Annotated in this window: 11 protein-coding genes and 1 pseudogene; 6 read left to right on the plus strand and 6 right to left on the minus strand. The window is 62.8% G+C overall.

Annotation, left to right across the window (positions count from 1 at the left end; translation table 11 throughout):
* Window positions 1-90 precede the first annotated feature (90 nt).
* Window positions 91-996, minus strand: a complete 906-nt coding sequence (locus tag CWE01_RS01485) for a LysR family transcriptional regulator (RefSeq protein ID WP_100938746.1) — start codon at window positions 994-996, stop codon at window positions 91-93.
* Between the two features lie 112 nt (window positions 997-1,108).
* On the opposite strand from CWE01_RS01485, the gene CWE01_RS01490 reads away from it, so the two are divergent.
* Together CWE01_RS01490 and CWE01_RS01495 are read left to right on the plus strand one after the other, a co-directional pair.
* Window positions 1,109-1,993 (plus strand): MBL fold metallo-hydrolase, encoded by an 885-nt coding sequence (locus CWE01_RS01490; RefSeq protein WP_100938747.1) that lies wholly within the window; start codon window positions 1,109-1,111, stop codon window positions 1,991-1,993.
* A 107-nt stretch (window positions 1,994-2,100) separates the two neighbouring features.
* Window positions 2,101-2,715: an NAD(P)-dependent oxidoreductase gene (locus CWE01_RS01495; RefSeq protein WP_100938748.1), complete on the plus strand. Its 615-nt coding sequence runs from the start codon at window positions 2,101-2,103 to the stop codon at window positions 2,713-2,715.
* Between the two features lie 133 nt (window positions 2,716-2,848).
* Here CWE01_RS01495 and CWE01_RS01500 read toward each other — a convergent pair whose 3' ends face one another.
* Window positions 2,849-3,733, minus strand: a complete 885-nt coding sequence (locus CWE01_RS01500; RefSeq protein ID WP_100938749.1) for a LysR substrate-binding domain-containing protein — start codon at window positions 3,731-3,733, stop codon at window positions 2,849-2,851.
* Window positions 3,734-3,871: 138 nt separating this feature from the next.
* Here CWE01_RS01500 and CWE01_RS01505 point away from each other — a divergent pair, with 138 nt between their 5' ends.
* Together CWE01_RS01505 and CWE01_RS01510 are read left to right on the plus strand one after the other, a co-directional pair.
* Window positions 3,872-5,509, plus strand: a complete 1,638-nt coding sequence (locus CWE01_RS01505; protein ID WP_100938750.1) for a 5-guanidino-2-oxopentanoate decarboxylase — start codon at window positions 3,872-3,874, stop codon at window positions 5,507-5,509.
* Window positions 5,509-6,957 (plus strand): aldehyde dehydrogenase family protein, encoded by a 1,449-nt coding sequence (locus CWE01_RS01510; RefSeq protein ID WP_100938751.1) that lies wholly within the window; start codon window positions 5,509-5,511, stop codon window positions 6,955-6,957. The genes CWE01_RS01505 and CWE01_RS01510 overlap by 1 nt, the downstream gene beginning before the upstream one ends.
* A gap of 25 nt (window positions 6,958-6,982) precedes the next feature.
* Here CWE01_RS01510 and CWE01_RS01515 read toward each other — a convergent pair whose 3' ends face one another.
* On the minus strand, window positions 6,983-7,912 hold the full coding sequence (locus CWE01_RS01515) for an AraC family transcriptional regulator (RefSeq protein ID WP_100938752.1): 930 nt from the start codon (window positions 7,910-7,912) through the stop codon (window positions 6,983-6,985).
* Between the two features lie 342 nt (window positions 7,913-8,254).
* Between CWE01_RS01515 and CWE01_RS01520 the strand changes: the two genes are divergently transcribed.
* Together CWE01_RS01520 and CWE01_RS01525 are read left to right on the plus strand one after the other, a co-directional pair.
* Entirely contained in the window at window positions 8,255-8,620 is a 366-nt protein-coding gene (locus CWE01_RS01520) for an antibiotic biosynthesis monooxygenase family protein (protein WP_100938753.1), read from the plus strand.
* A 42-nt stretch (window positions 8,621-8,662) separates the two neighbouring features.
* The gene (locus CWE01_RS01525) at window positions 8,663-8,902 is read left to right on the plus strand and encodes a hypothetical protein (protein WP_177144136.1); all 240 of its coding nucleotides are present in this window, start codon (window positions 8,663-8,665) and stop codon (window positions 8,900-8,902) included.
* A 54-nt stretch (window positions 8,903-8,956) separates the two neighbouring features.
* Here CWE01_RS01525 and CWE01_RS01530 read toward each other — a convergent pair whose 3' ends face one another.
* From CWE01_RS01530 to CWE01_RS01540, 3 genes and pseudogenes are all read right to left on the minus strand, one after another.
* Window positions 8,957-9,580, minus strand: a complete 624-nt coding sequence (locus CWE01_RS01530) for a flavin reductase family protein (protein WP_100938755.1) — start codon at window positions 9,578-9,580, stop codon at window positions 8,957-8,959.
* Window positions 9,581-9,784: 204 nt separating this feature from the next.
* A pseudogene (locus CWE01_RS01535) lies at window positions 9,785-9,979 on the minus strand (hypothetical protein); the annotation flags it as partial.
* A 425-nt stretch (window positions 9,980-10,404) separates the two neighbouring features.
* Complete coding sequence (locus CWE01_RS01540) at window positions 10,405-11,727, minus strand: MFS transporter (protein WP_100938757.1); 1,323 nt, start codon at window positions 11,725-11,727, stop codon at window positions 10,405-10,407.
* Between the last annotated feature and the right edge of the window lie 143 nt (window positions 11,728-11,870).

Raw genomic sequence — 11,870 nt, forward strand, 5'->3', positions numbered from 1 at the left:
ACTGATTCAAGCCTAGGTCAGTTGTCGGGAGTTGCCAGTCACACTCACGGTATCGTTGGCGCGCTATTCAGCCGGTGGATCGGCCAGCCTTCATAATCCTTCATCCCAGAGCGGTGCTTCGGGAAAGCGCTGCACCAGGAAGTCGAGCATGCTGCGTAGCGTCGTCGGCATGTGTTTGCGTGAGGCGTACACGGCATAGATGTTCATCAATATCGGTTCCGCCCGGGGCAGCAGGCGCACCAGTTCGCCCCGTTTGATATAGGCCCCGGCCTGGTAGGTCGGCAGCATCGAAATACCGGCTCCGGCGATCACCGCTTGCATCAGGGTACCGGCCTCGTTGGCGCTGATATTGCCCTGCACCGGCACTGAAACCTGTTCGCCATCCTGCTCGAAATGCCAGAGGCTCTTGCCGAAGTAGGAGTGGGTGAGGCAGTTGTGCCGGCTCAGGTCTTCCACCCGTTGCGGCGCCGGATGTTCGCGCAGGTAGGCCGGGGAGGCGCAGACCACCGAGCGACAGACGGTCAGGCGGCGGGCGATGAGGTTCGGGTCCAGTTCGGTGCTGGTACGGATCGCCAGGTCGATGCGCTCATCCACCAGGTTCACCGTGCGGTCGAGCATCTGCAGGTCGACGCTGACGCCCGGGTGGCGCTTGACGTACTCGGCCATGGCATCGGCCAGTTGCGACAGGCCGAAGGAGGTGCTTACGCTGATCCGCAACAATCCGCGCGGCGCCTCGTCCGGCACGCTGACGGCGGCCTGCAGGTCCGCCGACAATTCCAGCAACTGGCGGCAGCGCGGCAGGGTTTCGTTGCCGGCGGCGGTCAGGCTCAGCTTGCGGGTGGTGCGGTGCATCAGTCGGGCACCGACCCAGTCCTCCAGCTCCGCGAGGTAGCGCGACACCACCGGGCGCGACAGGTCCAGATGGTCGGCCGCCGCTGACTGGCTGCCCAGGTCGACCACCGTGACGAAGACCCGCATTGCCGTAAGACGATCCATGATTTGCCCACTTTCAGAAACAAACTATGTTCCAGCATCGCATTTTTTGTATCGGTTCGGGCAACTAAGCTCTGTTCATCGCCATCACGGCCAACAGATCTCGGAGTTGCACATGATCGGATTGTCTTTGTTTCGTCGCCTCTTGCTCGCCACCGCCACCCTGGGTTTTGTCGCCCACGCGGCGGCGGCCCAGCCGGCCTTGACCCTGGATGTCTACAATCCTGGGACCTCGGCGATTTTCCCGGTGAGTTCGGTGCTGGTCAGTGGTGAGAAGGAGGCGATCCTGGTGGATGCCCAGTTCGGCAAATCCCAGGCCGAACAACTGGTGGAAAAAATCCGTGCCAGCGGCAAGCAACTGACCACCATCTACATCAGCCATGGCGACCCGGACTACTACTTCGGCCTGGACACCCTTACCCAGGCGTTCCCCAAGGCCAAGGTGCTGGCGTCGGCGCCGACCGTGGCGCACATCAAGGCCACTGTCGACGGCAAGCTGGCTTTCTGGGGACCGAAAATGGGCGCCGATGTGCCGGCGCACACCGTGGTGCCGCAGGTGCTCAAGGGCGATCATCTGACGCTGGAAGGGCGTGAGTTGAAAGTTATCGGTTTGAACGGCGAGCAACCGGATCGCACCTTTGTCTGGATTCCGTCGATCAAGGCGGTCGTGGGTGGCGTGGTGGTGGCGGACAACATCCATGTGTGGATGGCCGATACCCAGACCGCGCAGTCCCATCAGGCCTGGCTGGCAACGCTGCAACATATCCAGGCGCTGATACCCAAGACCCTGGTGCCCGGTCACTTCCTCGGCGACAGCTCGCGTTCTCTCGCGGCGGTGCAATTTACCGCTGACTACATCAAGGCGTTCGACGAAGAGACCGCCAAGGCCAAGGATTCCGCCGAACTGATTGCAGCGATGAAAAAACGTTATCCGGGCCTCGGCGAAGAGTCCTCCCTGGAGCTCAGCGCCAAGGTCGCCAAGGGCGAGATGAAGTGGTGAGTTCGCTCACCTGCTGATTGGAAGTTTGTGTAGATCGCCTTCCTGCTCCCTGGGTAGGAAGGGCCCCCTCGACGCCTAGCGTCATTCGATTGGAACTGGAGAGTGTCATGAGCAAGATTGCAATCATTGGTGCCACCGGTCGTGCCGGTAGCCAGTTGCTGGAAGAAGCCCTGCGTCGCGGCCACAGCGTGACCGCCATCGCCCGTAACCCGGCGAAGATCGCCGAGCGTGCCGGTGTTGTGAAAAAGGCGGTCGATGCGTTGGATGCCGCTGCGCTGGAAGCGGCGGTTGCCGGTCACGATGTGGTGATCAGCGCCGCGCATTTCGCCACCCTGCCGGCCGCAGCGGTGATCGGCCCGGTGAAGAAGGCCGGGGTCAAGCGCCTGCTGGTGGTCGGAGGTGCCGGTTCGCTGTTGTTGCCGGGTGGCGCTCGGGTGATCGACAGCCCGGGCTTTCCAGCGGAGTACAAGGCGGAGGCCAGCGCGGGTGCGGAATTCCTTGAGACCTTGCGTCAGGAAAAGGACCTCGACTGGAGCTTCCTGTCACCGTCGGCGGAGTTTGTCGAAGGCGAGCGTACCGGGCACTTCCGCCTGGGCAAGGATGATCTGCTGGTGAGCGCCGAAGGTCGCAGCTGGATCACCTTCGCCGACTACGCCATTGCCCTGCTGGATGAAGTCGAGAAGCCGGCGCACTCGCGTCAACGCTTCGCCGTCGGTTACTGAGTTTTAGCGACACCTTTTGCTGTCTGCAGGAGCCGGCTTGCCGGCGATGAACGATAACGCGGTCTGTCTGAGGCACCGCAGCGTCTGCATCGCCAGCAAGCCGGCTCCTGGAGGTTTTGCTGTGTGCTGACGATCAAACCCGCTCCGCCGCCTGTGCCACCAACCACTCCCTCAACTCATGCAGCGGTGCTGAAGCTTCGGACCGTGGCGGATAGGTCAGGAAGTAGGCCTGCCCGGTGCGCACCCGCAGATCGAACGGCATGACCAGCCGCCCGGCACTGAGGTCCTCGCCGATCAGTGCCCAATCGCCTATCGCCACACCAGTGCCCTGGGACGCCAGGGACATCGCCACGTCCATGGTCTCGAGGTGTTGGCCCTGGCCGATATTGCCGAGCCGGACCCCGGCCGCGTCCAGCCAGGTTTGCCAGTCCTGCTGGTCGAGGGTGGGGTGCAGCAGGGTGTGCTGTTCAAGGTCGGCCACGTGCTCCAGAGCGATCGCCCCCTTCTGCAACTGCGGCGAGCAGACCGGTGTCAGTTGTTCGTCGAACAGGTGATGAGCGGTCACAGATGGTCCCGGCGGCGCGCCATAAATCACCGCCACATCGAAATCCTCCCGGCGAAAGTCGACCCCGTGCTGCAGGCTGGTGGTCAGTTCCACCGGTACATCCGGGCGCTCCTTGCGCCATTGCAACAGGCGCGGCAAGAGCCAGCGGATCATGCAGATGGGCGCCTTGAGCTTCAGCGCCGGATGTTGCGCACCCACCTGTTCCACCGCTTCTTCGATCTGCCTGAACACCTGCTGGATTCGCGGGAACAGCTCACGCCCCTGGGCCGTCAGGCTCAGGCCCCGCGCCTGGCGCTGGAACAACGCATAACCCAGATGCTGTTCCAGACCGGCGATCTGCCGACTCACCGCACCCTGGGTGATATGCAACTGCTCGGCCGCCCGGGTGAAGTTGCAGCACTGGGCGGTGATCAGAAAAGTATGCAGGGCGGGCAGCGGTGGAAGACGTTTCATGGCGAACTCAGGCATGACCACAGGACATGGCTAGTATGACTATTTTTGCGTTGTGCCCGCCATGGGCCAAACGCTCCAATAGCGTGATCGCCGTGGGGCTGCGTCCCACGGTCAAGGCGAACAGGAAGGGCGGAACTGATGGCGACGTGCGGCGAAGTATTGGTCAAGTTACTGGAAGGCTACGGGGTCGAGCAGGTGTTCGGCATTCCCGGCGTGCACACCGTGGAACTCTATCGCGGGCTGGCCTCGTCGAGCATCGAGCACATCACGCCGCGTCACGAGCAGGGTGCCGGTTTTATGGCCGACGGCTATGCCCGGACCAGCGGCAAGCCCGGCGTGTGCTTTATCATCACCGGCCCCGGCATGACCAATATCATCACGGCGATGGGCCAGGCCTATGCCGACTCGATCCCGATGCTGGTGATTTCCAGTGTGCAATCGCGTAGTCAGTTGGGCGGCGGGCGAGGCAAGCTCCATGAGCTGCCGAACCAGGGCGCCTTGGTGGCCGGCGTGGCGGCGTTCTCCCACACGCTGATGTCGGCGGCCGAACTGCCGGCGGTGCTGGCCCGGGCTTTCGCATTGTTCCAGGCCGGGCGGCCGCGTCCGGTGCACATCGAGATTCCCCTCGATGTGCTGGTGGAAAACGCCGATGCCTTGCTCGACAGCCAGCCGGTGAGCATTGCCCGTGCCGGTGCCGCACCGGCTGCCGTGGCGCAGATGGTCGAGCTGCTCGCTGGCGCCAGGCATCCGTTGATCCTCGCCGGTGGCGGTGCCATCGATGCGGCCGCGCCGCTGGCGAAACTCGCCGAATTGCTGGACGCACCGGTTGCCCTGACCATCAATGCCAAGGGCATGTTGCCGTCCGAGCACCCCCTGCTGATCGGTTCGACCCAATCCCTGGTCGCCACCCGGGCCCTGGTCGCCGATGCCGACGTGGTCCTGGCGATTGGCACTGAGCTGGCGGAAACCGATTACGACATTACCTTCGCCGGCGGTTTCGAGATCCCCGGTACCTTGCTGCGTATCGATATCGACCCTGACCAGACGGTGCGCAATTACCCGCCCAAGGTTGCGTTGGTGTCCGACTCGCAGGTGGCCGCCGAAGCACTGCTCGCGGCGTTGCAAGGTACTTCGCTGGCCGCCCGCCGCGAGGACTGGGGCCATCGGCGCGCGGCCGCATTGCGCGCCGTACTCGACGGCCTGTGGGATGCGCCAACTCGCGCCCAGACGCTGTTCCTCGAGACCATTCTCGAGGTGCTCCCGGACGCAGTGCTGGTGGGTGACTCGACCCAGCCGGTGTATACCGGCAACCTGACCCTGAACCCGGAGCACCCACGTCGCTGGTTCAACTCGTCCACCGGCTACGGCACCCTCGGCTATGCCTTGCCCGCTGCCATCGGCGCCTGGCTGGGGCGTGCCTCCGAGCGCGACGAGCGAGGGGCGGTGGTGTGCCTGATCGGTGACGGCGGCCTGCAATTCACCCTGTCGGAACTGGCGAGTGCCGTCGAGGCGCGCACGCCGGTCATCGTCCTGCTGTGGAATAACCAGGGCTACGAAGAGATCAAGAAATACATGGTCAACCGCGCCATCACCCCGGTGGGCGTGGATATCTATACCCCGGACTTTATCGCTGTCGCCAAGGCGCTGGGCTGTGCCGCCGAAGCGGTCAGTGGCGTCGAGACGCTGCGCAGCGCGTTATACGCCGCCGCGGCGCGTCCGGGGCCGACGCTGATTGAAGTCGACCAGGGTCTCTGGATGAAAGGAATGGTGTCGTGATGAAAACGCAAATGAATCAGGACGGCCTCTACATCGATGGCCAATGGTGTTCCGGCAGCGAGCAACTGCGGGTGATCAATCCGGCCACCGAGGCCCTGCTCGGCAGCGTTTCCGGTGGTGATGAACAGGCCGTGGAACAGGCGGTGAGCGCTGCGAGCCGGGCCTTTGCCGATTGGTCGGCGACCACTGGGACACAGCGCGGTGCGGTGTTGCGCAGGATTGCCGACGGCGTGCGCGAGCGTCGCGAAACCCTGGTCCACCTGCAATCGACCAACAATGGCAAGCCACTGTTCGAGGCGGGCATCGATGTCGATGATGTGATCGCCACCTTCGAGTATTACGCGGGCCTGGCCGAAACCCTCGACGAGCAGCAGGACAAAACGGTCGAGCTGCCCAGCGATGCCTTTGCTGCCCGTGTACGCCGCGAGCCGTGTGGAGTGGTGGGGCTGATCGTGCCGTGGAACTTCCCGATGGTCACCACCGCCTGGAAGCTGGCCCCGGCCCTGGCTGCCGGTTGCTGCGTGGTGCTCAAACCCTCGGAGGTCACGCCGCTACCGGAGTTGGAACTGGCGTCGATCATCGCCGACAGCGGTTTGCCGTCCGGGGTCTTCAACCTGGTCTGCGGCACCGGCCTGGCCGTCGGGGCACCGCTGGCCGCCGATCCGCGGGTGGCGAAAATCTCCTTCACTGGCAGCAATGCGGTGGGGGTCCAGGTGATGCAGCGGGCGGCGGAAAGCGTGAAGGGCGTGAGCCTGGAACTGGGCGGTAAATCCGCGTTACTGGTGATGGCCGATGCCGACCTCGATCTGGCGGTGGAGCTCGCCAGTGGCGGCGGTTTCTTCAATGCCGGGCAGATGTGCTCGGCCACCAGCCGGGTGCTGGTGGCGGATGAGATCGCCGATGAGTTCCTGTTGCGCCTGACCGCTCGGGCCGAAGCCATTCGCGTGGCGGACCCGTTCGACCCCGAGGTGGAAATGGGTGCGCTGGTCAACCAGGCGCAATACCAGCGTGTGCTCGGTCATATCGATCGCGGCCTGAGTGTCGGCGCTCGGCTGGTCTGTGGCGGTGGGCGTCCGCCGGAGCTGCCGCGTGGCTATTTCCTGCGGCCGACGATCTTCACCGAAGTGCCCCTGGACAGCGCGTTGTGGCGTGAAGAGATTTTCGGCCCGGTGCTCTGCGTGCGCAGTTTTGCCAGCGAGGCCGAAGCCGTGGCGTTGGCCAACGACAGCGAGTTCGGTCTGGTGGCCAGTGTGGTCAGCGGCAATGACCAGACCGCGCAACGGGTCGCCAATGCCTTGCAGGCCGGGCTGGTGTGGATCAACGCACCGCAGGTGATCTTCCCGCAGACCGCCTGGGGCGGCTACAAGCAGAGCAGTCTGGGGCGTGAGCTGGGGCCTTGGGGCTTGCAGGCATTCCAGGAAATCAAGCATGTGATTCGCGCCTTGTAGGTGCGAGTTTGCAGGTGCTGCGCCTTCAAACGCTCAAGCGCAGGCGTGCGAGGTCCCGCAACGGTGGCGCCCCGAACAGCCGGCTGTATTCGCGACTGAACTGCGAGGGGCTTTCATAGCCCACGCGGTAGCCCGCCGCCGAGGCGTCCAGGCCTTCGAGCAGCATCAGCCGCCGCGCTTCTTGCAGGCGCAGCTGCTTCTGGTACTGCAACGGGCTCATGGAGGTCATCGCCTTGAACCGGTGGTGCAGGGTCGACACGCTCAGGTTGGCCTCACGGGCCAGGCTGTCGATGCGCAACGGTTGCTCGAAATTACCGTTCAACCATTTGATCGCCTGGCTGACCCGATGGCTCTGGCTATTGGCGATGGCGATCTCATACAGCCGGTAGCCCTGGGGGCTGCGCAGCAGTCGATAGAGAATTTCCCGACGGATCAGCGGCGCGAGCATGTTGATGTCTTTCGGGCTGTCGAGCAGGCGGGTCAGGCGCAGCAGGGCATCGAACATCTGGGTGTCCAGGCGCTCGACATACAAGCCGCGCCCGGTGGGCCGGCTGGGTACGCCCATGGGGCCGGCCTCGGCAATCAAGGCACTGATTTCGGCCGGATCGATATCCACGCGCAAGGCGAGGATCGGGTGTTCCGGCGAGACACTGGTGATCCGCCCGCAAATCGGCATGGAAACCGAGACCACCATGTAGTTCAGCGGATCGTAGACAAAATTCTCATCCCCCAGGCGTACTTCCTTGCGACCCTGGGCCAGGACGCACAGGGCCGGTTGGGCCAGTACCGGGGAGAATTCGTGGGGCTGGCTATGGCGCGACAGGTGCAGCGAGCCCACCGCAGTGGCGTAGTTACCGTCTTCACCGGTGTTGCGGCAGATGATCTCGGCCAGCTCCGCGCGCAGCTTTTCCATTTCGACCGGCAGGGGGACTTGGGGGTGATCGAGCAAGGACATGGCGGGCCCTGGGGGTGATTGCGAATGGGGCAAGCTTAAGTTTGGGCAAGCCGTAGCGCCAGGACAATACTGCGCAATTCTTGCCTGATTCTGCAGTCTTTTCATATGACGGTCATATTACAGGCGGCCAGGCGCGCTGAAGTTGCTCAAAACGCGGTTGCCAGGAGCAGGGCGGGCCACGGGGGCTCGGTACTGGTGGGAGTCGGTGTCGCGGCAGGATTGTGCAATAAGCCGGCAGGAATCGACTAACGACCCCTCGGCAAACGCTCTAATCTCTGTTCCTGTCGCAGTCAGTCCCCGGGCTGATTGAGCGAGTACAACTTCTCTTCGGGAGCGTCGCGCATGTCCAAGCCTATCCCCGTCAGTCACATGGCCTTTGTTCGTGCACGCCCTGGGCGTTCCGCCGAGCTGGGCGCACGGCTGAGCAGCCTGATCGAACCCTCCCGCCAGGCACCCGGTTGCCTGCAATTTTCCCTGCAGCACTCCCTGGCCGATGCCGACCTTTGGCTGGTGTCCGGGTTCTGGGTCAACCAACCGGCCATGACGGCCTACTTCAATACCCCGGCGATGCAGGTCTTTGCCGAGCTGGTCCAGGACCTGGTGGTCGACAGCTTCGACTTCCATACCTTCAGCGATGTCAGTGCGGCCCGGGCCCAGTGTGATTTTCATCTGTCCAGTGCCGGTGCCTTGCAGCAGTTGGCCAGCTGAAGGTTTAGAATGCCGGCCAATCAATTGGCCGGGATAACAGGCATGGCACGTAAAGCATTCACACACTTCGAAGCCGTTTCGGCGGTGGTTCCCGGTGAGGGCGGTTATAGCGCGGCGATTGCCGTGAAAGCCCTGGACGGTTCCGGTGCACCACGCTTTCACAAAATACTCGATGATCAGAAGTTCAAGACCGCCCTCGAGGCCGACGAGGCTGCCGCGCAAGAGCTTGCGCGACTGGCTGATGTCGACGAAGAAGGTGAGTTGTCCTGGGCTGCAGCTTAGGTTTTCAACTGATCTTCTTCTGGGCACGACTCCTACAGGGACGTGCGCTGGCCGCTAGGCGCGTGGGCGGTACATCTTGAACAGGGCTTCCGGGCCCAACTGGAAGTAGTCCGCCGGACCGCCGCCGCGCAGAATCGGTTCGGCGGCGGCAGTATCGTAGATCCCATCCTTGAGCAGCCACTTGGCGATATGTACGGCGACCACTTCGCCGAGCACCAGCCAGGTGGGCACCAATGCCTGATCGGCCCGTTGCAGTTGAATGATCTGGGTGACCTTGCATTCGAACGACACCGGGCTTTCCTGTACCCGTGGCACCTTGATGATTCGCGAGGCGGCGGGGGTGAGGCCGGCCAGTTCGAATTCATCGACCTCGGCCGGCGCGGCCGCGGAACTCTGGTTCATGGCTTCGGCCAGGGGCCGGGTGGCGAGGTTCCAGGCGAACTCACCGGTTTGTTCGATGTTGTTCAGGCTATCTTTGCGACCGACGCTGGCGAAGCCGACGATCGGTGGAATGTAGTTGAACGCGTTGAAAAAACTGTAGGGCGCCAGGTTCAGGTGGCCCTGGGCATCCTGCGAGGAAATCCAGCCGATGGGCCGTGGGCCGACGATGGCATTGAACGGGTCGTGGGGCAGGCCGTGGCCGTTGGCGGGTTCGTAGTAGTGGATGGCGTCGGACATGGTTCGGGTTCCGCGAGCAGGATGGAAGTGCAGGTGCACAGTGTGCTGTGCCTGATTATGAAATGCGATAGTTGGATCTATGCGCACCTGTGGCGAGCGGGCTCTCATCGTCTGGGAGCTTTGTATTTCTGTCCCCCAGAAATGACTAAGCCCGGCGGAGGCCGGGCTGTGATGCCGTTGCTGAAGAGGTTAGCTGATAGCAGCGGCAGTACCGGTGCGATCGAAACCATCGGAAGCAATTGCACCAGCGGTGCCGGTGTGATCGAAACCATCGGAGGCAAGCGCGGCGCTGGCGCTGGAGTTGAAAGCGGCGGAGCCGGTACGGTCATAACCATCGGCGGCGAAGGTGTTGGCAGCCAGTACCGAGAGGGCCAGGGCGAGGATCAGTTTGGTTTTCATGGTGGTTGCTCCTGAAAGTGTTCGTTTTGTTCAGTGGGTGTGGAAGTGATTTTACGCTCACTAATTTGATTAAAAAGCGCAAATAAACGCTTAAATCAATCGTATAAATCGATATGTTTGGCGCCAGAAAAGGTCGGCATTCAACGTGATGCCAAGGGGCCGGGGCCAGGTCGATTTAACGTAGGTTCAGAATGTCGCTTGGAAATTAACTGACTATTAATTCAGATAATTCTTTTGCGATGGTGCAGGAATGCGCCGGGATCACCCAGTAAGGGCGTGGGGCGGGAGGGGCGATTCAGTCCGGCAAACACCGCCAAACCTGTAGGAGCCGGCTTGCTGGCGATGGCGTCAACATGGACGCTGCAAGGCTCAAGGGCCTCATCGCCAGCAAGCCGGCTCCTACAAAAGCGGGGTGGTGCCGTGAATCAGTCGGTCTCGATCCGCGAATGCTTGCGGGTGTCCTTCATGGTCACGTACACCAGCAGCGAACAGGCGATGCAGGCCGTCACGTACCAGTAGTAGCCGGTTTCCATGCCGACGCTCTTGAACCACAGTGCAATGTATTCCGCGGTGCCGCCGAAGATCGAGACGGTCAGGGCATAAGGCAGGCCGACGCCCAGCGCACGGATTTCAGTCGGGAACAGCTCGGCCTTCACCACCGCGTTGATCGAGGTGTAGCCGCTGACGATGATCAGTGCCGCCATGATCAGGAAGAACGCGCCCCACCAGGTCTGGATGGTGTGCAGGGTGCTGAGGATCGGCACGGTGAACAGCGTCCCGAGAATGCCGAAGGCAATCAGGATCGGCCGCCGGCCGATCTTGTCCGACAGGGCACCCACCAACGGTTGCAGGCACATGAACAGGAACAGCGTCGCCGCCGAAATAGTGGTGGAGTCGGAGATGCTCATGCCGACCGTGTTCACCAGGTATTTCTGCATGTAGGTGGTGTAGGTGTAGAACGCCAGGGTGCCGCCCATGGTCAGGCCGACCACGGTCATCAGTTCCTTGGGATGGCGCATCAGGGTGCGCATCAGGCTTTCTTTCGGCGCTTCCTTCTTCTTGGTGAAGGACTCGGTTTCTTCCATGCCGCGACGCAGATAGAGCGCCACCACGGCACACAGGGCGCCGATGGCGAACGGAATCCGCCAGCCCCAGGCCTGCAACTGTTCGGTGGTCAGGGTCTGTTGCAGCACGATCAGCACCGCGAGGGCAATGAGCTGGCCGGAAATCAGGGTCACGTACTGGAAGCTGGAGAAGAAGCCGCGACGTTCCTTGGTCGCCATCTCGCTGAGGTAGGTGGCCGAGGTGCCGTATTCGCCGCCGACCGACAGGCCCTGCATCAGGCGCGCGACCACCAGCAGGATCGGGGCGCCGACGCCGATGGTTTCATAGCCCGGGGTCAGGGCGATGATCAGCGAGCCGAAGCACATCAGCAGGACCGAGGCCATCAGCGCGGCCTTGCGTCCCTTGCGGTCGGCGTAGAGGCCCATGAGCCAGCCGCCGATCGGGCGCATCAGGAAGCCCACGGCGAAGATCGCGGCGGTGTTGAGGAGTTGGGCGGTGGTGTCGCCCTTGGGGAAGAAGACCTTGGCGAAGTACAGCGAGAACGCGGCGTAGACGTACCAGTCGTACCATTCGACCATGTTGCCGACCGAGCCGCTGAAGATCGATTTCAGACGGCTGGAGGTGGTTCTTTCTTTGGTCGGCGCGGCCGCCGACCCCAGGGGCAGGGTTGTGGAGTTTTCCATCAGGGAACCTTCGAGTCATTGTTGTTGTGGAGCGCGCGCAAGCGCAGCCTGCCAGGGCTATAGCAGGAGCTGTGCCAACGGCGGAAGGCCCGGTTTAGAGGGGTTTTCGGGATTGGGTGAGCGGAAATCCGCTCATGGGCGAT

Source organism: Pseudomonas sp. QS1027 (genome assembly GCF_002814235.1).
Classification (GTDB): domain Bacteria; phylum Pseudomonadota; class Gammaproteobacteria; order Pseudomonadales; family Pseudomonadaceae; genus Aquipseudomonas.

Coding starts and splice junctions, on each gene's coding strand:
- CWE01_RS01485 (WP_100938746.1), bottom strand. CDS start 996: ATGGATCGTCTTACGGCAATGCGGGTCTTCGTCACGGTGGTCGACCTG.
- CWE01_RS01490 (WP_100938747.1), top strand. CDS start 1,109: ATGATCGGATTGTCTTTGTTTCGTCGCCTCTTGCTCGCCACCGCCACC.
- CWE01_RS01495 (WP_100938748.1), top strand. CDS start 2,101: ATGAGCAAGATTGCAATCATTGGTGCCACCGGTCGTGCCGGTAGCCAG.
- CWE01_RS01500 (WP_100938749.1), bottom strand. CDS start 3,733: ATGAAACGTCTTCCACCGCTGCCCGCCCTGCATACTTTTCTGATCACC.
- CWE01_RS01505 (WP_100938750.1), top strand. CDS start 3,872: ATGGCGACGTGCGGCGAAGTATTGGTCAAGTTACTGGAAGGCTACGGG.
- CWE01_RS01510 (WP_100938751.1), top strand. CDS start 5,509: ATGAAAACGCAAATGAATCAGGACGGCCTCTACATCGATGGCCAATGG.
- CWE01_RS01515 (WP_100938752.1), bottom strand. CDS start 7,912: ATGTCCTTGCTCGATCACCCCCAAGTCCCCCTGCCGGTCGAAATGGAA.
- CWE01_RS01520 (WP_100938753.1), top strand. CDS start 8,255: ATGTCCAAGCCTATCCCCGTCAGTCACATGGCCTTTGTTCGTGCACGC.
- CWE01_RS01525 (WP_177144136.1), top strand. CDS start 8,663: ATGGCACGTAAAGCATTCACACACTTCGAAGCCGTTTCGGCGGTGGTT.
- CWE01_RS01530 (WP_100938755.1), bottom strand. CDS start 9,580: ATGTCCGACGCCATCCACTACTACGAACCCGCCAACGGCCACGGCCTG.
- CWE01_RS01540 (WP_100938757.1), bottom strand. CDS start 11,727: ATGGAAAACTCCACAACCCTGCCCCTGGGGTCGGCGGCCGCGCCGACC.